At 69.0% G+C, this 20,451-nt stretch carries 21 protein-coding genes; 10 read left to right on the top strand and 11 right to left on the bottom strand.

The window, feature by feature from the left end:
* Positions 1 to 65: 65 nt before the first annotated feature.
* Both QMO76_RS04655 and QMO76_RS04650 read left to right on the top strand, forming a co-directional pair.
* Complete coding sequence (locus tag QMO76_RS04655) at positions 66 to 527, top strand: nitroreductase/quinone reductase family protein (protein ID WP_306359918.1); 462 nt, start codon at positions 66 to 68, stop codon at positions 525 to 527.
* Positions 528 to 761: 234 nt separating this feature from the next.
* Positions 762 to 896 (top strand): hypothetical protein, encoded by a 135-nt coding sequence (locus QMO76_RS04650; RefSeq protein ID WP_306359917.1) that lies wholly within the window; start codon positions 762 to 764, stop codon positions 894 to 896.
* 68 nt (positions 897 to 964) lie between these two features.
* Here the strand turns inward: QMO76_RS04650 and QMO76_RS04645 are convergent, their stop codons facing one another.
* Positions 965 to 1,654, bottom strand: a complete 690-nt coding sequence (locus QMO76_RS04645) for a DUF899 family protein (RefSeq protein WP_306359916.1) — start codon at positions 1,652 to 1,654, stop codon at positions 965 to 967.
* A gap of 257 nt (positions 1,655 to 1,911) precedes the next feature.
* Between QMO76_RS04645 and QMO76_RS35285 the strand changes: the two genes are divergently transcribed.
* Positions 1,912 to 2,340 carry a hypothetical protein gene (locus tag QMO76_RS35285; RefSeq protein WP_372341905.1) on the top strand — a complete coding sequence of 143 codons (429 nt, stop codon included), beginning with the start codon at positions 1,912 to 1,914 and terminating at the stop codon, positions 2,338 to 2,340.
* Positions 2,234 to 2,785 (top strand): alpha/beta fold hydrolase, encoded by a 552-nt coding sequence (locus QMO76_RS04640; RefSeq protein ID WP_306359915.1) that lies wholly within the window; start codon positions 2,234 to 2,236, stop codon positions 2,783 to 2,785. Before QMO76_RS35285 ends, QMO76_RS04640 begins: the two co-directional genes overlap by 107 nt.
* A 2-nt stretch (positions 2,786 to 2,787) precedes the next feature.
* Here QMO76_RS04640 and QMO76_RS04635 read toward each other — a convergent pair whose 3' ends face one another.
* The 4 genes from QMO76_RS04635 to QMO76_RS04620 all read right to left on the bottom strand — a co-directional run bounded on the left by QMO76_RS04635 (position 2,788) and on the right by QMO76_RS04620 (position 6,553).
* A complete protein-coding gene (locus QMO76_RS04635) occupies positions 2,788 to 3,933 on the bottom strand; it encodes a metallophosphoesterase (protein WP_306359914.1) in 1,146 nt (381 codons plus the stop codon).
* 64 nt (positions 3,934 to 3,997) lie between these two features.
* Positions 3,998 to 4,657, bottom strand: a complete 660-nt coding sequence (locus tag QMO76_RS04630) for a DUF4132 domain-containing protein (RefSeq protein ID WP_306359913.1) — start codon at positions 4,655 to 4,657, stop codon at positions 3,998 to 4,000.
* 149 nt (positions 4,658 to 4,806) lie between these two features.
* Complete coding sequence (locus QMO76_RS04625) at positions 4,807 to 5,253, bottom strand: hypothetical protein (RefSeq protein WP_306359912.1); 447 nt, start codon at positions 5,251 to 5,253, stop codon at positions 4,807 to 4,809.
* 298 nt (positions 5,254 to 5,551) lie between these two features.
* Positions 5,552 to 6,553 (bottom strand): SMP-30/gluconolactonase/LRE family protein, encoded by a 1,002-nt coding sequence (locus QMO76_RS04620; RefSeq protein WP_306359911.1) that lies wholly within the window; start codon positions 6,551 to 6,553, stop codon positions 5,552 to 5,554.
* 135 nt (positions 6,554 to 6,688) lie between these two features.
* Here QMO76_RS04620 and kstD point away from each other — a divergent pair, with 135 nt between their 5' ends.
* Positions 6,689 to 8,389 carry a 3-oxosteroid 1-dehydrogenase gene (gene kstD, locus QMO76_RS04615; protein WP_306359910.1) on the top strand — a complete coding sequence of 567 codons (1,701 nt, stop codon included), beginning with the start codon at positions 6,689 to 6,691 and terminating at the stop codon, positions 8,387 to 8,389.
* Between the two features lie 129 nt (positions 8,390 to 8,518).
* Positions 8,519 to 10,627: a prolyl oligopeptidase family protein gene (locus QMO76_RS04610; protein ID WP_306359909.1), complete on the top strand. Its 2,109-nt coding sequence runs from the start codon at positions 8,519 to 8,521 to the stop codon at positions 10,625 to 10,627.
* A 57-nt stretch (positions 10,628 to 10,684) separates the two neighbouring features.
* On the opposite strand, the gene QMO76_RS04605 is transcribed toward QMO76_RS04610, so the two are convergent.
* Both QMO76_RS04605 and QMO76_RS04600 read right to left on the bottom strand, forming a co-directional pair.
* A complete protein-coding gene (locus QMO76_RS04605) occupies positions 10,685 to 11,308 on the bottom strand; it encodes a TetR/AcrR family transcriptional regulator (RefSeq protein ID WP_306359908.1) in 624 nt (207 codons plus the stop codon).
* A gap of 42 nt (positions 11,309 to 11,350) precedes the next feature.
* Complete coding sequence (locus tag QMO76_RS04600; RefSeq protein ID WP_306359907.1) at positions 11,351 to 11,941, bottom strand: TetR/AcrR family transcriptional regulator; 591 nt, start codon at positions 11,939 to 11,941, stop codon at positions 11,351 to 11,353.
* 78 nt (positions 11,942 to 12,019) lie between these two features.
* On the opposite strand from QMO76_RS04600, the gene QMO76_RS04595 reads away from it, so the two are divergent.
* From QMO76_RS04595 to QMO76_RS04580, 4 genes are all read left to right on the top strand, one after another.
* Positions 12,020 to 13,414 carry a YhgE/Pip domain-containing protein gene (locus QMO76_RS04595; protein WP_306359906.1) on the top strand — a complete coding sequence of 465 codons (1,395 nt, stop codon included), beginning with the start codon at positions 12,020 to 12,022 and terminating at the stop codon, positions 13,412 to 13,414.
* Between the two features lie 116 nt (positions 13,415 to 13,530).
* Positions 13,531 to 14,217 carry a GAF and ANTAR domain-containing protein gene (locus QMO76_RS04590; RefSeq protein WP_306359905.1) on the top strand — a complete coding sequence of 229 codons (687 nt, stop codon included), beginning with the start codon at positions 13,531 to 13,533 and terminating at the stop codon, positions 14,215 to 14,217.
* Between the two features lie 110 nt (positions 14,218 to 14,327).
* Entirely contained in the window at positions 14,328 to 14,960 is a 633-nt protein-coding gene (locus QMO76_RS04585; protein WP_306359904.1) for an ANTAR domain-containing protein, read from the top strand.
* Between the two features lie 163 nt (positions 14,961 to 15,123).
* The gene (locus tag QMO76_RS04580) at positions 15,124 to 15,741 is read left to right on the top strand and encodes a sigma-70 family RNA polymerase sigma factor (RefSeq protein ID WP_306359903.1); all 618 of its coding nucleotides are present in this window, start codon (positions 15,124 to 15,126) and stop codon (positions 15,739 to 15,741) included.
* A 428-nt stretch (positions 15,742 to 16,169) separates the two neighbouring features.
* Here QMO76_RS04580 and QMO76_RS04575 read toward each other — a convergent pair whose 3' ends face one another.
* From QMO76_RS04575 to QMO76_RS04560, 4 genes are all read right to left on the bottom strand, one after another.
* On the bottom strand, positions 16,170 to 17,723 hold the full coding sequence (locus tag QMO76_RS04575) for an MFS transporter (RefSeq protein ID WP_306359902.1): 1,554 nt from the start codon (positions 17,721 to 17,723) through the stop codon (positions 16,170 to 16,172).
* 95 nt (positions 17,724 to 17,818) lie between these two features.
* Positions 17,819 to 18,280 (bottom strand): large conductance mechanosensitive channel protein MscL, encoded by a 462-nt coding sequence (mscL, locus tag QMO76_RS04570; RefSeq protein WP_306359901.1) that lies wholly within the window; start codon positions 18,278 to 18,280, stop codon positions 17,819 to 17,821.
* 132 nt (positions 18,281 to 18,412) lie between these two features.
* The gene (locus QMO76_RS04565) at positions 18,413 to 19,939 is read right to left on the bottom strand and encodes a BCCT family transporter (protein WP_306359900.1); all 1,527 of its coding nucleotides are present in this window, start codon (positions 19,937 to 19,939) and stop codon (positions 18,413 to 18,415) included.
* Between the two features lie 171 nt (positions 19,940 to 20,110).
* The gene (locus QMO76_RS04560) at positions 20,111 to 20,446 is read right to left on the bottom strand and encodes a hypothetical protein (protein WP_306359899.1); all 336 of its coding nucleotides are present in this window, start codon (positions 20,444 to 20,446) and stop codon (positions 20,111 to 20,113) included.
* Between the last annotated feature and the right edge of the window lie 5 nt (positions 20,447 to 20,451).

Below are 20,451 nucleotides of genomic sequence, written 5' to 3'. Positions count from 1 at the left end.
CCAGCGGGCGCGCGCGGTTGATCGGCCGGGTCGATCCGGTAGCTCGCGGTGCCTACCATCGGCACATGTCCTACGAGGAGAGTCGCCGGGTGCAGCGGGAGGCCGTTGCGGAGTTTCGGGCCAATGGGGGGAAGTTGGGTGGGGTGTACGAGCAGTTCGATGTGTTGTTGCTGACCACCGAGGGGGAGGGAGGGGAGCGGCGGACTGTGCCGGTGGGGTATGTGCGGGATGGGGAGCGGCTGGTCGTGTTCGCGGCCGACAACGGGCGGGAGCGGGGGCCGAATTGGTTTCACGAATTGGTCGCGCGGCCGCGGGTGGAGGTCGAGGTGGGGCGTGAGGTGTGGTCGATGGTCGCTTCGGTGGCGACGGGGGAGGAGCGGAAGCGGTTGTGGGATGGGCAGATCGAGCGGTGGGGATTCCTGAAGGATATGCAGGCTGAAGTGTCGTGGGAGATTCCCATCGTGGTTCTCACCGTGTGCGATGAAGATGTCGAGGGTGACTGGACTCACATCGACCGTACTCGCTGAATCTCATGTTAATAACAGGCCAATAAATGGCATTCGCTGTTCATTCGCGCCAACTGTTTTTCCCGGTCGTGGGCATGGCTGTGCGCTGTGGGAGCCGTATTTATTTCGTACGATTTGATTATTGTGATCAGCGGCTACCTTTTACGGATTCCACGGGTTGTCGGCCGCAATTGCCGGTGTTAGCTTTTCTCACGTCCCCCCGAAAACCCTCTCATCAGTACAGGTGGTTCAGAAATGATTAACTTCGTCAGCGGAATCGATGCTGGTTCCTCGGTGCTCAACAGTGGTTCCGGTGTGCTCGGGAGCGGCTTGGACCTGGGTACCGCGATCATCAAGCTGGTCGGCTCGATCGTCGGAATCTTCGCCTGATCCATCGTGAATGCGGCGGTGCATTGCCATAGGGCATGCACCGCCGCATTCGTATATTCTCCGTAAATTCAGGCATTCGGGTCGCCGTAGGCCGCAGCTATTTCCCTGGAGCTGTTCCAACGGCTGAAGGTGGGCGATTGGGGCCAGCCCGTGGGGGAGTCCTGCCATTCTTCCTGGCGGCCGTAGGGGAGCAGGTCGGTGAGGGCGAAGGTGTAACCGAGTTGTTCGGTGCCGCGGCCGGTGGTGTGCCAGGTGCGGTAGACGGTGTCGCCGTCCCGAAGGAAGACGTTGATGGCGAATCCGCCGCCGGGCGGTGCGCCGACATCGGCGCCGAAGGAGCTGTCGGCGGTGGAGTACCACGGCATCGTGTTGCCGACCCGGCGCTTGTAGGCGAGTGCTTCGTCGATGCGGCCCTGGGTGACGATGACGAAGCGGGCGTCGTAGTTCGCCAGGAACTCCAATCGGGTGAATTGCGAGGTGAATCCGGTGCAGCCGTCGCACTGCCACGCCTCGCCGGGGAACCACATGTGGTGGTAGACGATCAGTTGGGACTTGCCGTCGAAGACATCCGCCAGGTGGATCGTTCCGTCGGGGCCTTCGAGGGTGTAATCCGGCATCTCGACCATTGGCAGGCGGCGGCGTTGGGCGGCTATCGCGTCGAGTTCCCTGGTCGCGGCCTTCTCGCGGATCCGCAAAGCGTCGAGTTCGCGTTGCCAGGTATCGGAGTCGGCGATCGGCGGCAGGGCGTTCGTGCTCATGGGTCCTCCAGTGCTCACAGCTTTCAGGCTGTAAATACAGACTCCGTTGGCGGGTGGAATTCATCGGTGACGGACCTACGGACTGATCGGTTCAGAATTGAGACGGCAGACGGGGTGGGCCGGTCGACCGCCTTGTCGGCCGCCCACACTCGCAGCCGCCCCCGCGGCCGGATCGGACGATCCGGAATTCGCCGCGCGGGCGGAAGCTTTCGGCAATCGCATGCTGGGGGGGCGTGAACGACGGCTTCCTGGCGCTCATGGTCAGCATCGGTCACCAAACCGAGCTGTTCGACGTCATGAGCACCATGCCACCGGCCACCAGTGCGGATATCGCCCGCGCCGCGAATCTGCTGCCGAGCGATGGGGTGGCCCGCGTTGGCGTGCCGCCTCGTCCGGCCCAGCCCGCGACTATCTGGGACCGCTGCGGGAGGTCGGCCATCGCGCCGTCTACGTACGGGCGCAACGGATTCCGGGCGACCCGGAGCGACTGGCCGTGTACTGCTCGCTGTGGCGCAGCCTCGCCGATCCGCGCTGCGATCTGGTCGCCGAGGCCCCGTTGCTGCCGCACACCCCGGTCAGGTGGTGTGGGGCACCCGGGATCCGATCAACCCGTGGCCGCTCAACCGGCGCGGTATCGCCCGCGCGTTGCCGCACGCCCGCGTCGCTACCCTGCCCACCGGGCATGAACCGTTCAGCGAGAACCCCGCCCTGTTCCTGGACGCGGTGCGGCCGTTTTCGCGACGACTACATCCTCGCCCTGCACCGGACCTTTCACGACCACCTGTTCGAGCGGGTGCGGGACCGGATCGCCGACCATCGGCCCGGGCCGAACGCCTCGCCACCGGTATCCAGGTCTACCTCGACGGCTGCCTCGCAGAACCCGCCACCAAGGCCCTGCTCGTGCAGGCCCGCACCGAGGCGGCGCTCGGTGACGAAGTGGCACAGCGCAATCGGCAGGCCGCGGACGTCATCACCGAGGATCTCTCCGCGATCGGCTGGACAGACCCCGAACCGGTCGCGTCCCTGCTCGTCGCGACCATCGCGGAAGCCGCGCTGATGGAACTGGTCGATCGGAGCCCCCGCCCCGACCTCCGTGACGCGCTGCTCCGCTTGGCCGCGCGGGCCGTGTGACCTCAGTGGCGGGCGTCGGCCCGCTCCGCACGGAGAATGAGCAGTGTGATCTCGCTGGGGGCGAAGACCCGCAGCTGCGGACCCCAGAAGCCGGTGCCGCGACTGGTGTAGAGCTGGGTCGCGCCGTGCCGGGACAGGCCGGCCACCACCGGTTGGTCGAGGCGGACCAGGTAGCGGAAGGGCCAGATCTGGCCGCCGTGGGTATGGCCGGAGATCTGCAGGGCCACACCCGCCGCCTGCGCCTCGGTGATCTGTTTGGGCTGGTGGGCCAGCAGGATGACCGGGAGTTCGCGGTTCGCGCCGCCCAGGGCGGCGGTGAGGTTGGGGCCGTGGCCGGGGAGGGTGGTGCCGGTGGGGTCGTCGATGCCCGCCAGGACCAGGCTGTCGCCTCCGCTGGTCAGCACCTCGTGCTGATTGTGGAGCGGCTGCCAGCCGATCGAGGTCATATGCTCGATCCAGCCCTGTGCGTCGCCGAAGTACTCGTGGTTGCCGGTGATGTAGTAGCGGCCGAGCCGGGCCTGCACCTTGCCGAGCGGATCCACCTGCGGGTGCCGCTTCTCGACCGAGCCGTCGGCGAGATCGCCCGCATGGCAGGCGATATCGGGATCGAGCGAATTGACCACCTCGACCACGCGCTCGGACCAGCGCAGCCGATCGGTGGCGGCGTAGTGGGTGTCGGTGACGACCGCCACGCGCAACCCGTCGAGCCCGGCACCCAGGCCGCGGATGGGGACCTCCAGGGTGCGCACCCGGGGAACGCGCCGGGCTTCGACGACACCCCAGACGCTGAGCGCCACGGCGACCGTGAGCACGCCAGCCGCGACGATGCGCGAGCGTGCCGGATCATCCACCCCCGCCACGGCCAGCCCCAGCCCGGCGACCAGGCCGATGGCCGACCAGCTGAACAGAATCCACATCACGCCGAGCAGGGTGTCGCCCGCGATGGCCGCCGCATCCGACTGCCTGCGCCCGTGTCCGAGCATCAGGGTGATCGGCAGCGCCACATAGCCCAGTCCGACGACCGCCGAACCCAGCCAGAACAGCGTGCTCGTGCCCTCGGTGGGCGCGGCCACCAGCGCCCACCAGGGTAGGAGGAACAGCAGGGCGGGAATCGCCAGGAACAGGACCAGTCGGGGCAGATATTTCACGGAAGGACCATTCTCGTCGGCGCGGCGCGAGTGGGGGAGTGCCGCGCCGGTGGTCCCACCGAGATTAACAGCGTCGGACCGTGAGGCGTTCGAGCTGTCGTAGCAGCTCGGAGGCCGCGACCGGCCCCAACGCCCCGAAGACGCCGCCGCTGATCTCCACGCCGAAGATGCGCAGTTCGTCGGGGTCGTCGTGGAATCCGCCCCGAATGCCGTGATCGAGGGTGAGCGTCACCTGGTGGCGAGCGTCGACGCGGCGGAACGCGCGCCGGTCGGCGAGCACCCACCCGTACTGCTGAAGCCCGAACACCCGGCCGGTGGGCACCCGTCGATTGTCGAAGCGGGCCAGGCGATTCGAGGCCGCCTCCGCCGGGGTGAGGGCGTACACCTCCCGATCGAGCTGGGCGAACGGTTGCGACAGCCCGCGGTCGGCGAAAACCGCGCGCCACCGGTCGAGGGCGGCGAGTTCGAGCGGATGCGCGATCCGGACGAGTGCGTCGTCCGGCGGTTCGAGCGGCCGCCCGTCCGGGTCGACGTATCCGCCGTCGCCCTCGATGCGAAACGATTCGGTGACGGTGTCGTCGGCATCGACGACCGCCCAGACGAGCCGCCGCGCCAACTGTCCGCGGTCCTGCTGTGCCACGACCGTCTTCCGATGCGCCCCCACCCGCCAGCGTCGACCGTCCACCATCGCCCCCTCGAGGTACCGAATCTGTTCGGTGGACATCTGTCAGCTCCTCGGCGCGGGGTGCGGGAATCGGATACGCGCAGTCGATTGCGGGCACGCGTGCGGAGCCTCAGATGTGTCCCAGGACCATCTCACCCCGCGGACGAAGACCAGCCCGGCGGTGTACATCTCACAGCGCGCACCGCTACTCACTCCGTGAACCTGACGACGCCGTCCACGGGAGGGTAAGCGTCACGGTAGCCGGATTCCTCAGAAGCGAGCGGACTGACGGCCCCGTAGGGGAGGTCGAACTCCGCCCAGTGCAGCCGCGAAGCAATCACATAGCTCTCCACCGAACCTCGCTCCAGGTAGAACACGACGCTGCTCGGCCGGATCGATCCGATGCGCTGTGCGAGCTCGGCGCGTTCTGCGCCCTCCGCGCGGCGGACATCGATCGGACCTAGATCCTTCCAGCACGAAATGCGCTCAACACCAGCGAAGAACAGATCGAGAACCTGTACGGGAGAGCCGCCGGGAGCGTCGTCGTCGAGCTCTGGGAACCCACGGATCACCGCGTAGCTGTGGCCATGTCGGTAGTCGACCAGGCTGTACTGCCGCCGATCGGCGATGTCCAGCTCAGCGCGGATCGTCCTCATTTCAGCAACCCCCAAGTACCTGGCCTGTTGTTCCAACGATAGAGGTCCACCCTGGCCATGAGGCCCGCATGGTCGATCTGGATCAGCTCGCACTGCGTATTGGCCGGACTCGCCGCCTCCAGGGCTCGTCGTAGGCCATCTGCGCGCCTTGCCGTCCATCGAGCATGAAGAAGATTCGACCCTCTCCTCGCCCGAGTCAGGCGATCGCGCATGGACATCAGCACCGGGGCGAAACTACCTGTGGCTGAACGACATCGTGTGCATCGGGTCGGGCTATCCGGTCGAGAACGGGGGTCGACTACCGGGCATTCGAGGTGCTCTGACGCATCGAGGGCGCGAGCAGGGCGTCCAGGGCGCGGTGCACCCGCAGCACGTTGCCGCTTTCCGTGCTCACCAGCAGATCCCCGCCCGGGCCCGCGGCGACGGCCGTCATGGGCTCGCCCGCCAGCACGGTGCAGGTGGTGTGGGTGTCCGGATCGACGCGCACCAGGTGGCCGCTGGTGGTGGCGACGTAGAGGCGGCCGTCCGGGCCGACGGCGAGATCGTCCGGGAGCGCGGGGGCGGTGAACGGGGCGGGGGCCAGGTCGGCGGCGACGGTCGGGTGGCCGGGATCGGCGAGCGGTACGCGCAGCACCCGGGCGGCCGGACTGCCCATGAGCGTGACGTACACCGAATCACCGTGCACCACAATGCCGTTGACGGCCAGGCCATTGTCGCTGACGGTCTTGGGGGCGCGGTCGGTCCAATCGGCGTCGACGGTGCCGTCGGGCCGGATGCGGACGACCCCGGCGGTGGTGTCTCCGACGTAGAGATTGCCCGCCGCGTCGAAGTCCGCGCCATTGGCCATGCCGAGGCCGCTCACGAAGGGCTCCGGCCGGGGCGCGGCGGCGCTCGGGTCCAGGCGGACCACACCGCCGGTGCGGGTGATCGCGGAGAACGGCGCATTGCCGGTGTTGACGTACAGCAGCCCGTCGGGGCCGAAGGATATCGCGCCGGGGAAGGCCACGGGAACCGTCGCGGTGAGTTCCCCCGAGGGGCTGTAGCGCTCCACCGCGTTCCGGTACGTGCGGCCCACCCACACATTGCCCCGATCGTCGACGCCGATGCTCTCCGCCCAGTCCAGCACCGGAATGCGCAGCGGCAGAGCCGTTGTCGTGACGGCGGTGCATCCGCCCGGTGCGGCGCTCGCCGGAGCCGGGGCGACGGCGATCACGGCGGCCAGCGCCGCGCCCCCGGCCGCGAGGGACAGCCGGACGGCGGGGCGTGCTGCGGTGGCGGCGTTGCCGCGGTGGCGTTGCATGGACTGTGGTACTCCCGTTCGACTATCCGACCCGGAGTCAGGCTAGCGGTTCGCCGTCGTTGCCGCGCCGGCCGATTCGCCCGGCCGGTGACCGCCGGGTAACCTTCGGCTCGCACAAGATCTGAAAGGACCGTGGTGAAGACTTCGGGCTCGGAGGAAGCGACTGCCGAGCGCGTCGTGGACGTCTTGGTGGTGGGTTCGGGAGCGGCGGGGATGAGTGCCGCGCTGACCGCCGCGACCCACGGCTTGTCCACCGTGATCATCGAGAAGTCCTCGTACTGGGGCGGTTCCAGCGCACGGTCCGGTGGCGGCGTCTGGATTCCCGATAATCCGGTGCTGCGTGCGCAGGCCCCGGCCGACGATCTCGAGGACGCCCGCCGCTATCTGCACGGCATAGTCGGCCCGCACGCCGATCCGGCGCGGATCGACGCGTACCTGGACCGCGGCGCGGAAGCCCTGAGTTTCCTCATCGACACCGCCCCGCTGCATCTGGAATGGGTGCGCGACTACGCCGACTACTACCCGGAGGTCCCCGGTGGCCGGGCCGCCGGCCGCTCCTGCGAGCCGCTGCCCTTCGACACCCGACGACTCGGCGCCGACGCCGCCACCATGCACCCGCCCTACAGCGCCGCACCGACCAACCTGGTGGTGAAGCAGTCCGAATACCGTTGGCTCAGTCTGGGATTGCGCACCTGGCGCGGCCCCGCCGCCATGATGCGGGTCGGCGCGCGGGCGGTCGGCGCCTACCTGCGCGGCCGCCGCCTGCGCGGTCTCGGCGCGGCCCTCATGGGCGAGCTCATGCTGGGCGTGCGGGCGGCCGGGGTGCCCGTGGAACTCGATACCGCACTCACCGAACTCATCACCGAGAACGATCGCGTGGTGGGGGTGCGGGTCGACCGCGACGGCCGCTCCGAGGTGTGGCGTGCGCGGCACGGAATCGTGCTGGCCTGCGGCGGTTTCGAGCACAATGCGGAGGTGCGGCGCAAGTACCAGCGTGAGCCCGTCGGCTCGGCGTGGACCACCGGCGCGCCCACCAATACCGGCGACGGCATCACCGCCGCGTTGAAACTCGGTGCGGCCGTGCGCCTCATGGACGACGCCTGGTGGGGCCCCGCCATCCCGCTACCGGAGGGGCCGTGGTTCGCGCTGACCGAACGTTCGCTGCCGCGCAGCATCGTGGTGAACGGCCGGGGTGAGCGGTTCATGAACGAATCGCTGCCGTATGTCGAAGCGGTGCACCGGATGTACGGCGGTGAGTTCGGGCGCGGCGACGGTCCGGGCGAGCACATTCCCGCCTGGCTCGTCTTCGACAAGAAGTACCGCAACCGGTACATGTTCGCCACACTGCCCGGCCGTGCCCCGCTGCCCGCGTCCTGGTACGAGTCCGGCGTGCTGGTACAGGCCGCCACCGTGGCGGAGCTGGCGCAACGGATGGAGGTGCCCGCGGACGCCCTGCTGGCCACCGTCGAACGTTTCAACGCCTTCGCGGAGAACGGCGTGGACGAGGACTTCCGGCGCGGCGAGAGCGTCTACGACCGCTACTACGGCGATATCGCCAACAAGCCGAATCCGAGCCTGGGGCCGCTGACCAAGGGCCCGTTCTACGCGGTGCGCCTGGTGCCGGGTGATCTCGGCACCAAGGGCGGCATCGACACCGACGTCGCCGGGCGCGCGCTGCGGGCCGACGGCTCGGTCATCGCGGGCCTGTACGCGGCGGGCAACACCAGTGCGCCCGTCATGGGCCACACCTACGCTGGCCCGGGGGCCACCATCGGACCCGCGCTGGTGTTCGGGTACCTCGCGGCACGCGATATCGCCGACCGGGCGCGCGGCTGACACTCCGACAGCGCGCGCCACGCCACCGCGGGGCCGGGTATCGGTCATTCTCGACCGTGGGTGGACAGGGTGGTTCCGAGACCGGATTCGAGGTTGCGGTGGCGCGCCGCAGATACCGAAGGGGGCTTCATGGGTGGCGTGGGCAGGTGGCGGGCGGCGGTGGTGGCGCTCGCGGCGACGGTGATCGCGGCGTGCGGGGCGGCGGACGGCGTGCGGGATCCGCACGTGTGGCTGGAGGAACTCGACAGCCCGCGGGTGCGGACGTGGGTGTCCGACCAGAACGCGCGGACGCTCGGTGTACTGGAACAGCATCCGAACTTCCCCGGCAATCTCGAGGTGGCGCGCGAACTCGGCGATTCCCCCGACCGGATTCCCATGCCCCGGCTGGAGCACGGTCAGGTCGGCAACTTCTGGCGGGACGCCGACCACCCGCGCGGTATCTGGCGCGAAACCACCCGTGCCGATTACGAGTCACCGCAACCGAAGTGGACCACGGTGCTGGACCTCGACGCGATCGCGCGGGCGGACGGCAGGAATTGGGTGTGGAAGGGCATCGACTGCGACCCGGTCCGGCACACCCGGTGTCTGGTGCGCCTCTCCGAGGGCGGCGAGGACGCCGTCACCGTCCGGGAATTCGACCGCGCCACCGGGAAATTCGTCGACAATGGGTTCACGCTCCCGCGCGGCAAGCAGTACGCGGCCTGGCTCGACCTCGATACGCTGCTGGTCTCGCGCGAGTGGCGGCCCGGTGAGGTCACCGCCTCCGGCTACCCCTATATCGTCAAACAGCTGCGGCGCGGCCAGCCGCTCGACGCCGCCGTGGAGGTGCTGCGCGGCGACCCCGCCGACGAACTCGCCACCCAGCCGGTGCTGCTGGAGGACGGCGCGGGCGGCCGGATGAGCCTGATCCTGCGCGGCACCACCTTCTTCGAACATCAGGTGAGCCGTTTCGACGGCAGCGGACCGGAACTGCTCGCCGTCCCGCCCAAACACGATCTCGAGGGACTGCTCGGCGATCGGCTGCTGATCGGCCTGCGCCAGGACTGGACGGTCGCGGGCGCCACCCATACCGCCGGAAGTCTGCTGTCGCTGTCGGTGGCCGAACTCACCGCCGATCCGAGCCGGGTGCGGCCGGTGCCGGTCTACGTGCCCGGACCGCAGGAGACGCTGGGCAGCGTATTGGTCACCCGCGACCGGATCGTGGTCACCTCGCTCGACGATGTGCGCGGGCGCGCCACCGTCTACACGCCGCGGCCCGACGGAACCTGGTCCGCCGCGCCGGTTCCCGTACCCGAGAACGCCACCGTCGACGCCGTGGACGCCGATGCGACGGGCGATACCGCCTATCTGGCGGTCACGTCGTTCCTCACGCCGACCACGCTGCTGAGTCTCGATGCGGCCACCGGCGCGGCCAACCCGGTGAAAACGGCTCCGGCCCGGTTCGATTCGTCGCGTTTCGTGGTGGAGCAGCGCAAGGTCACCTCGCCGGACGGCACCGGTGTGCCCTACTTCGTGGTCCGGCCCGCCGAGATGGCATTCGACGGCACCAATCCCACCGTGCTGTCGGCCTACGGCGGCTTCGGTGCGGCGTCCACACCCGGTTACGACGGGGTGCTCGGCCGCCTGTGGTTGGAGCGGGGCGGCGTCTACGTGCTGGCGAATATTCGCGGCGGCGGTGAATACGGTCCGCAGTGGCACGAGGCGGCGCGCGGGGTGCACCGGCAGCGCGCCTACGACGACTTCGCCGCCGTGGCACAGGATCTCATCGCCCGCGGCATCACCACACCGCGCCACCTCGGCATCCAGGGCGGTTCCAACGGCGGACTGCTGGTCGGCGTGCAACTCGTGCAGCGCCCGCACCTGTGGAACGCCGTCGACATCGCGGTCCCGCTGCTGGACATGCTGCGCTACGAGCAGATCGCCGCGGGTGCCTCCTGGGTGGACGAATACGGCACGGTGGCCGATCCGGAGCAGCGCGCCTTCCTGGCGTCCATCTCGCCCTACGCCCAGCTGCGGCCCGAGGCGGTCTACCCGGAACCGCTGGTGTGGACCACCACCACCGACGATCGCGTCGGCCCCCAGCATGCCCGCAAATTCGCGGCCCGGCTCGCCGAACAAGGCCACCCGTACCTGTTCTACGAGGCCACCCAGGGCGGCCACGGCGGCGGCTCGAACAATGACGAGCGGGCGCACACCACCGCGCTGGAGTACACGTATTTCCAACGTCAGCTCATGTGAGCGGTTCGCGAATGACGCAGCCGCGAGATCGGCGGTGTGCAGCGGGTGAACGCGAGGTCAGCGGTCGATGAGCGCGACCGCGATCGGCACCAGCAGTTCCACGAGCTCGTCCACCGGCGGGCGGGGCTGCTCCAGCAGCCATTCGTGCGCCAGGCCGTTGATCGCGCCGATGAGGGCGCTGGTGGCCAGGGCCGGATTGCCGCGCACCCGCGCACCGGATCCGGCGATGGGCTCCAGCGCCGCCAGCACCACCCGGCCCCAGGCGTGGCGGCGGGCGCGGCGGTGCCGTTCCATGCGCTCGCTCACACCGACGACCTCGATGAAGGCCACCTTGGCGCGGTACGGGTCGGAGTCGATGGAGGCCAGATACGCCGCCAGTACCCGGGTGACCGCGGCGGTGGGGTCGCCGCCGGTGAGATCGCCCAGCGCCGCGGCGATGGCGGCCCCGGCCTCGTCCTGGATTCGGTCGTAGGCGGCGACGAGGACGTCCTCGCGGGTCTCGAACTCCTCGTAGAACTGCCGTTTGGACAGTCCGGCCACCGCGCACACATCGGCCAGCGAGCAGTTGGCGTAGCCGCGTTCGGCGAAGATCTTGGTCGCGGCGTCCAGGAAGCGCTGCCGGCGTTCGGCCCTGCGCTCGGCCACGGCCCGCCCGCGGTACTGCCTGCCCTCCACTGTCACGTCACACACCGTAGCCGGGCGGCTGCCGGGGACGGGAACCGCTCAGGGGCGTGGACGCAATCCGTGGGTGAGATGGCGAACCATATCGGTCAGCAGCTGGTCGGCGTCGTACTCGGTGGTGAAGTCCGAGGCCACGATGGTGGCGACGCCCTGTAGTGCGGCGATGGCGGTCAGGCCCAGGCGTTTGGGATCACCGGCCACGATCTCGCCCTCGGCCTGCCCCACGGCGATGAGGTCCACCGGCACTTCGAAGGCGCGCTGCACCGCCTCGGACAGTTCGGGGGAGGTGGAGCGCTGCTTGCGGGCGAACATGAGGGCCAGCAGTTCCGGATTCTCGACGGAGAAGCGCAGATAGGCCCGGGCCATGCCGTAGAGGCGCTCGGTGACCGGGCCCTCGATGGCGGTTCGGGCGAAGCTTTCGCCCAGCCGGTCGAAGCCGGTGGCGGCGAGCTGGTCGAGCAGTGCCTGCTTGTCGCGGAAGTGGCGGCTCGGGGCCGCGTGGCTGACGCCGATATCGCGGGCGAGCTGGCGTAGCGACAGGCCGTCCACCCCTACTTTGCGCAAGGTGGCCTCGGCGCGTAGGAGCAGCGCCGAGCGCAGATCACCGTGGTGGTAGCGAGAACGGATGGACATGGTCCGCACAGGATATCCGACACATCCGGAATGTTGGCATTGACTACTTTGTAGTCACTGCCTACATTTGCGAGTGCTATGACGAACCAGAGCGCCCCCGAGGCGAAAAGCGGTGCGCACGTGGATGAGACGAACGCACCCCAAGACCAACCCGCCGCCGCGACGGCCCCCGTATCCGGACGCCACCTCTCCCCGCGCGGGTGGATCTTCCCGATCGCGGTCGTGAGCCTGCTCGCCGCGCTGCTGGGCACCATGTACCTCGGCTACACCGCCGACCCGGAGAAGAATCTGCACGACTTCCCGATCGCGCTGGTCAATCAGGACGTCGGCGACACCATCGACGGGCAGACCGTCAACTTCGGCGACCAGATCACCGCGGCCATGGTCGAGAAGATCCCGGACGACAAGATCGACCTGCGTCTGCTCGGCATCAACGAGGCCCGACGGCAGCTCCAGCACGGGCAGGTCTACGGAGCCATCATCATTCCCGGGGACTTCACCAAGCGGATGTCCATTCTCGGCGCGTCCGCCGTGGTGCCCGGCGAGGTGGAACGCCCCATCATCACCGTCGACACCAACCCGCGCGCGGGCACCTACGCGGCCTCGATCATGCAGCGGGTGACCGATCGCGCCATGCGCGAGGTGAACACGGCCGTCGGCATCCAGCTCACCGAGCGGGTGGAGGCGCAGCTGCAACCGCCGCCGGGCAGCGAGACCGCGGCCGCCGCGCTCACCGGGGCCGCACGCCTGCAACTCGCCGAGCCGATCAATATCGACATCGCGCCCTACCGTCCCCTGCCCGAGGGCACCGGACAGGGCCTGTCGGCCTTCTTCTACACGCTCATCCTGCTGTTCGCGGGCTTCAGCGGGGCAATGATCATCCATTCGCTGGTGGACTCCTCGCTCGGCTACGCGCCCGCGGAATACGGTCCCTACTACCGGAATTCGCCCCCCGCGCCGATCAGCCGCTGGCGCACGCTGCTGCTCAAATGGGGTGTCGCGGCGGTGGCCGCGCCCATCGTGTCCGCCATCTTCCTCGGCATCGCCACCCTGCTGGACATGCCCGTCGACCATCCGCTCACGCTGTTCCTGTACGGCACCCTGGCCGTGGTCGCGGTCGCGGTGACCGGGCTGTCGGTGCTGGCCGCCTTCGGCACGCCGGGGCTGGTGGTGAACATGGTGCTGTTCGTGGTGCTCGGACTGCCGTCCTCGTCCGGATCCATTCCGATCGAGGCGACCCCGCGCTACATCGCCGACCTGGCCGCCTTCGAACCCATGCACCAGATCTACCTGGCCGTGCGCGCGATCCTGTTCTTCGACGGTCATCTGGAGGCCGGCCTGAGCCAGGGCATCTGGATGACGATGCTCGGCCTCGGAATCGGCCTGTTGTTCGGGGCGATCGCCACGCACACCTACGATCTGCGCGGCCTGTCCCGGCTCGGCGTCGCGCACCGCCCGGTCGCGGAGTCGTAGCCGCACCGAAACGAACCGACCGATCGTGCTGTGCGCCGGGGACTTCCGACTCTGGACGGGCCGGGCTACCCTGCGGATACTGGCTGCGAACAAGGCGTTGTGGGTGGTTCGGTGGGATGGGTGCTGCACAGTTCGATCAGCTGACCGGACAGTTCCTCCGGTCGGTTCGCGACGGGGGCGGCGGGCTGGTGGCCGTGTGCGGGGCCTGCGTGCACGTGCTGCCGGTACGGCGGGCGGCCATAGTGCTCGAGGAGCGCGATGCCGGACTGCAACCCTGGTGCGCCAGTGACGAGATCGCCGACCGGGTGGAGGCCGCGCAGGCCACCGCCGGGGAAGGGCCGGCGGCGACGGCGGTGGACGACGGTGTGCCGGTCGCCGTTCCCGACCTGGCGACCGGGGTCGAACGCTGGCCGGGATTCGCCGAGGCGCTGGGTGACGCCGCCCCGCGCGGATCCCTGCTGGCGATTCCCCTGCGCCTGGGCGGCGCCCGGCTCGGTGCGCTCGACCTGTACCGGGATGCGATCGGGCGGCCCGGGCCCCGGCTGGTGACGGCGGGCCTGCACATTGCCGACCTGGTCACCGCCAGTCTCGTGCTGGCCGCCGAGGGGGCCGCGCGGCGGTGGGGGCAGCCGCCGTCGAGCCGGTGGATTCACCAGGCCGCGGGGATGGCAAGTGCCCAACTCGGCATCGAGGTGACCGACGCCTACGCGCGGATGCGCGGATACGCCTTCTCCCACGGGCTTTCGCTGGCCCAGGTGGCGCGGGGCGTGGTGGATCGCAGCATATGTTTCGAGCCGGAATGAGACGGCTATTCCGTTGCGGCTTCACGTTCTCATACGATGGGAAGTTGGGCGGCGCGGCACGGAGTACTTTCGCGGCGGAGACGTATGTCCGGCGAGCGGGGTGATGGCGGGTGTCAGACAGTGAGCTGCTGGTGCTGCGCAGCGCCATGGGGGTCCTGGAACCCGACGCGGTCACCGTCGCGGTCCGCCTGCCCGATCAGCCCGAGTTGTTCGGTGCGCTGCCGGAGGAACTGCTGGAACTCGAAGCCTGCCAGTGGGAAAGGCACGACGGTCCCGGTGCGGTCTCCTTCTCGTGCCGCGCACCCATGACCATCACCGAGATCGGTCGCTACCGTGACATCTGGCCGGAGTACGCCGATCTGGCGCGGCGGCACGGCATCAGCGCCGTGGCTGCCATCCCCATGCGCGTGGACGACACCGAAGCGGGTGTGCTGAGCCTGTATTCGCGCGAACCGCGACCGTGGTCGAGGCGCGATGTGCATCGTGCCGCGCTATTGGCGGCCATGGCCGCCGAGCACATTCTCAGCAGACATCAGGTGCGGCAGCATCAGCGCACCACCGCCGAACTGCGGCACGCGCTGACCTCGCGGATAGTGGTGGAACAGGCCAAGGGCGTCATCGCGCACGCCCACGGCACCACGACCACGGCGGCGTTCGAGCTCATTCGCGCGCATGCCCGGCGCAATCGGGTCACCGTGCACGCCGTCGCGCGCGGCATCGTGGAACTGGGTCTGCGAATCTGAGTGACCCGGCGAAGATCTCCGATGTGAACTTCGCCGACGGAGTAGCCTGAGCACTGCGGAGCCGAGATCCCCTGTCCCCGGATGGAATCCGTAACTGGTAGGCGAGCGTCCCGATCCTCGACGCCCGACCGAGATCCTGCACATCCACCCGGGGGCTTCACTCATGTCACAACCACCGTGTACCACGGCGGCGCCCGCCGCCCGCCCGACCCGCCGCGGCAGCGACTACGACGATCTGCTCCGCCGCGTCGGCGAACGCGACCGCGACGCGTACGACCGGCTCTACCGCGCCACCCGCACCCTGGTGTTCTCCCGGGTGCACACCATCGTGCGGGACACCGGATACGCCGAGGAGACCTGCCACGAGGTGTATCTCCAGGTCTGGCGCAGCGCCGCCGCCTTCGACCCGGCCCGCGGCAATGCCCTCACCTGGCTGTGCGCGCTGGCCCACCATCAGGCGGTGGACCGCGTACGCCGCGAGCGCACCGCCTACGGGTACGAAAACCGCTGGGGTGCCAGCGATTACCGCCGCCCCGCCGACGTGGTGGCCGAGGAGATCGTGCGCCGCCACGAAGAGCACGCGGTACGAACGGGTTTGACCGCCCTCACCCCACGCCAACGCGAATCCGTGGTGCTGGCCTTCTACTGCGGCCTCACCTACCGCCAGGTCGCCGCCCGCCTCGGCATCGGCGAACCCGCGGCCAAGGCACGCATCAGATCCGGCCTGGCCCAACTGAAGACGGTGCTGCTGGCCGACACCGCCCTGCCCGCCCGCGGCTGAGAACCGTATCCGGTCCGATGCGCGGCTCAGGTCCAGCGGACACGGCCGCCGCTGAGGCAGACTCCGATGGCTAGGCCATTTCACCGCGGCCGATTTCGATGGCTCGGCCACTTCACCGCGGCCGATTCCGATGGCTCGGCCACTTCACCGCGGGCGACTCCGATCGCTCGGCCGCTTCCCGCGGCGGATCTGACTGTGTGGCCGCATGGGGCTGATCCGGGCATCATGGGGCGCGGACGGACACCGGCCGGGGCACCGACCTCGCCGGGTCGGGTGCCACTGCCGCATCGCGGCGGGCTGCGGAGGTCGCGCCGCCGGCATCGGCCGACCGCCGGTCCGGCATCGTAGCCGTCGTGGCGGGCATCGGCGCGCTCGCGCGGCGCGAGCGCGGGTTCACCGTCGGCGGCCGTCAGCGCTCGCGGTGCCGGTCAGTGGCTGGCGGTGGCCTTGAAACCGCGGGGCACGAGGGCCATCGTGAGCAGGGCCACCGTGCCGACGAGCGCCACCGAGATCCACGCGGTGGTGGTGAGGGCGAGGTCGAAGGCGTGGCCGGTGGCGGCGAGGATCTGCTCGGCGATCGCATCGTCCGCCCGGTTCGCCACATAGACCGCACCGCCGACGGAGCCCCGCGCGGTATCGAGATCCTCGCCGGTCAGCGGCAGTCCGGTCATATTGGCGGCGAAGATGCGGGCGTGGATGCTGCCGAGCAGCGCCACGCCGAGACCGATGCCGAGTTCGTAGTTGGTCTCCTCGACGGCTCCGGCCTGGCCCGCGCGCTCCGGCGGCACCGCCGCCACCATGACCGCGGCCGCCGTGGTGACGGCGAGCCCGTCGCCGAGCCCGAGGGCGACCAGCACCAGCGCCACCACGGGGTACTCGGTGGGCTCCGGCGAGATCGCCAGCACCGCGAAACCGGCGGCGAGGGCGAACAATCCGAGACCGAGCACGGTGCGCACCCCGACGTGGCGCAGCAGCCACGGCGTGGCCAGCGAACCCAGCAGCGTCGCCACCGCCGCCGGAATGGTGCGCACACCGGCCTCGAGCGGCGAGTAGCCGTGAATGTACTGCAGCCACAACGAGATCAGGAACAGCGCCGCGCCGATGGCGAGCATGGCCACCAGCGTCGCCAGCGCCGCCGCGAGGAAGGTGCGATTGCGGAACAGCCGCACATCCAGCAGCGGATCGGCCGAGCGCAGCTGCCGCAGCGCGAACAGCGCCAGCAACGCCACCGCCACCAGCAGCATCGCCGCGTCGAGCACCGTCACGCTGCCGGTGGCGAGATGTTTGATGCTCCAGGCAAGCGCCACGACACCGGCGATGGACAGCGCCGCGCTGGTGAGATCGAGGCGGCCCCGCCGCGGTGCGCGGTACTCCGGCAGCAGCGCGATACCCGCCGCCACCGTCACCACGACCACCGGCACATTTATCCAGAACGCCGCCGCCCAGCCGAAATGCTCCACCAGCACACCACCGGCGACCGGTCCGACGCATGCGCCCGCACCGGCCACCGCCGCCCAGATGCCGATGGCCAGCGTGCGTTCGTGGTCATCGGTGAAGATGGTGCGGATCAGCGACAGCGTGGACGGCATGACCATGGCCCCGCCGATTCCGAGCAGCACCCGTCCGAGAATGAGCTGCCAGGGCTGCTGCGCCGTCGCCGCGACCACCGACGCGAGGCCGAACAGCACGAAACCGATGAGGAACAGCCGCTTTCGCCCCTGCCGGTCACCCAGTGCACCGCAGGTGATGAGCAGGCCGCCCAGGACGAGTCCGTAGATGTCGATGATCCACAGTTGTTCGATCGGGCTGGGCTGCATGTCCCGGATGAGCGAGGGCAGCGCCACATTCAGGATGGTGGCGTCCATGGCCACCAGCAGCAGGCTCGCGCACAGCACCGCCAGCATGGCCCAGCGTCCGGGCGGTGCGGCCTCCGCGCTGTCGGAATCGGGCGCGGGCGGCTGCCCGTGGGGGACCCGGCCCATCGTCGCGCCTCCTCGCCTCACGTGTCGGCAATGGTTCGGCTACCAACGATAGACCGCGCCGGATGGGATGGCCGCGCCGGACGCGGCCGTCGCCGCTACTTCGTGGCCGAATCGCCGTTCGGTCCGTCGGCGCCGGAACGCGCCGCCAGCGCGTGCTTGCCATCACCCGCGGCGCGCTGCGCCACCAGCAGGTCGCGGATCTCGGCGAGCAGTTCCAATTCGGTGGGGTCAGCCTTGACCTCGGTCGGGGCGGCGAACCGCTTCTTCAGATGGTTCATGGGCAGGATGAGCACGAAGTACAGCACCGCCGCCACCATGACGAAATTGATGGCCGCGCTGATGATCGGCCCCACCGCCACGAAGGTGGCGGGTTTGTCGCCGACGATCTGAAAGCCCAGGCCCAGTTCACCATTGGTGCCGAGTATCGCCAGCAGGGGTTCGATCAGACCATTGGTGACCGAGGTCACGATGGCGGTGAACGCCGTGCCCATGACGACCGCCACCGCCAGGTCGATGACGTTGCCCCTCATCAGGAACTCTTTGAAACCCTTGAACATGATCCGCTGTATCCAATCCGCGCCGGTCCACTAGTGCCGGGCGCAGTCTATGGCGGATCGAGCCGTGATTTCGCCCTGACGACCAGGTTTATTAGCTGTGAAGTTGCCAACCCCGGTGGGGTGGATCGTGACTCAGCCCACCCCCGCGCGTTTCGGCGTCCGGACGGGGCGGATCGCGCGGTCGTCGCGGAACGTGCGCACCAGGGCCACGCACATGGCCAGCATGACCACGCTGAACGGCAGGGCGATGAGCACCGCGACGGTTTGCAGCGTGGTGAGCGCCTGCGCGCCCTCGCCGCTGGCCACCAGCAGCGCGATGGCCACCGTGCCCATGGAACATGTCCAGAACACCCGGCTCCACACCGGCGGTTCCGGATTGCCGCCGGAGGAGATCATATTCACCACCAGCGCACCGGAATCGGCGGAGGTGACGAAGAACAGCACGATCACCAGGATCGCGATACCCGCGGTCAGCGCGCCGCCGGGGAGCGTGTGCAGCAGGGAGAACAGCGCACTGTCGCGATCGGGGCCGTCCGGCCCGACGAGCCCACCGCCGCCGAACATCTCCCGGAACAGTCCCGCACCGCCGAAGACGCTGAACCACAGGAAGGTCAGCAGTGTGGGCACCAGCAGCACTCCGGCGACGAACTCACGCACGGTGCGCCCCCGCGAGATACGGGCGATGAACACGCCCACGAAGGGAGCCCAGGAGATCCACCAGCCCCAGTAGAAGACCGTCCACTGCTGCGTCCAGTCGGTGCCCTTCGGCCCCTCGGTCGCGCCGGTGTAGAAGCTGACCTTGGGCAACTGCTGGAGGTAGGTCCCGAGGTTCTGCACCAGGTCGTTGACGATGAACAGCGTCGGACCGACCGCGAGCACGAACAGCAGCAGCAGGCCCGCCAGCCCCATATTGATCTGCGACAGCCATTTGATGCCGCGGTCCACGCCGGTCACCACCGACACGGTGGCCAGCAGGGTGACGGCGATGATGAGCACCACCTGAAAGCCCTTGCCGGGCTGGTTGATCCAGCCCTGATAGTTCAGGCCCGCCGAGATCTGGAGCACGCCCAGCCCGAGCGAGGTGGCCACGCCGAATACGGTGCCGATCACCGCGACGATATCGATGAGGTCACCGCGCCACCCGCGAATGCGTTCCGGAGCGAGCGATTCCAGTGCCCATCGAATGGACACCGGACGCTTCCGGCGGTGGATCGAGTACGCGACGGCCAGTCCCACCACCACATAGATGGCCCACGGGTGAATTCCCCAGTGCAGGAACGTCTGCACCATGGCGGCGTCGGCGCGCTCGGCGGCCGAATCACCCACGCCCGGGCGGGGATCGTCGTAATGGAACAGCGGTTCGGCCACGCCCCAGAACACCAGGCCGATGCCCATTCCGGCGGCGAACAACATGGCCAGCCAGGCGGTGATCGAGTACTCGGCCGGTTCCCCGTCCTCGCCGAGAGTGATGTCGCCGAATCGACCGAGCCCCAACCAGATCGCGAACACCACGAACAGTGACACGATGACGATGTAGTACCACCCCATTCCGCCGATCACATTGTCCTGCAAGGCTTTCGCCTGCTCGGCGGCGGTGTCGCGGAACACGATGGCATACACCGTGAACGCCACCACCACGATGGCTGCGGGCCAGAACACCCGGGGTTCGACGGCGGATCGAGGGTGAACCTCGCTCGTATCGGATGAAACCCTGCTCGGTGCGCTCACGTACTCCGTCCTCTGTGCTGTCGGCGTATCCCCTGCGAATCCCCCATACACACGTGTTCTCGACCCCGGCCCGCAGACGGTCGGGGTCGAGAACACGCGATGCTACGAATCGCCCATCTTGTTCTTCAGGTTCGCGACGATCTCGTCGAGCGCCCGCATGGCGTCCGCGGCAGCGCCCTCGAGATTCGCCCGAGCCTGTTCGAGCGATTTCTGGATATCCTCACCCGCGAGTCGGTCGGCCAATGCCTTGGCCATATCCGCGAATTCGGCCGCGGCCGTCTGGGCGCGGTCGGCGAGTTCGGCGGCGGCGCTGCTGGCCTTCTCGGCCAGCTGCCCCGCCGCGTCCCCGGCACGATCGGCCCACTCGCCAGCGGTATCGCTGATGTTCTCGGCGAGTTCGTCGGACGTCGCGGTGAGATTGTTGTCCTCGTCGGTCACGCGTG

This window comes from Nocardia sp. CC227C (assembly GCF_030767025.1).
In the GTDB taxonomy this organism is placed as follows: domain Bacteria; phylum Actinomycetota; class Actinomycetes; order Mycobacteriales; family Mycobacteriaceae; genus Nocardia.
The sequence above is the reverse complement of the archived record's forward strand: the minus strand, read 5'-3'. Positions and strand labels throughout refer to the sequence as shown.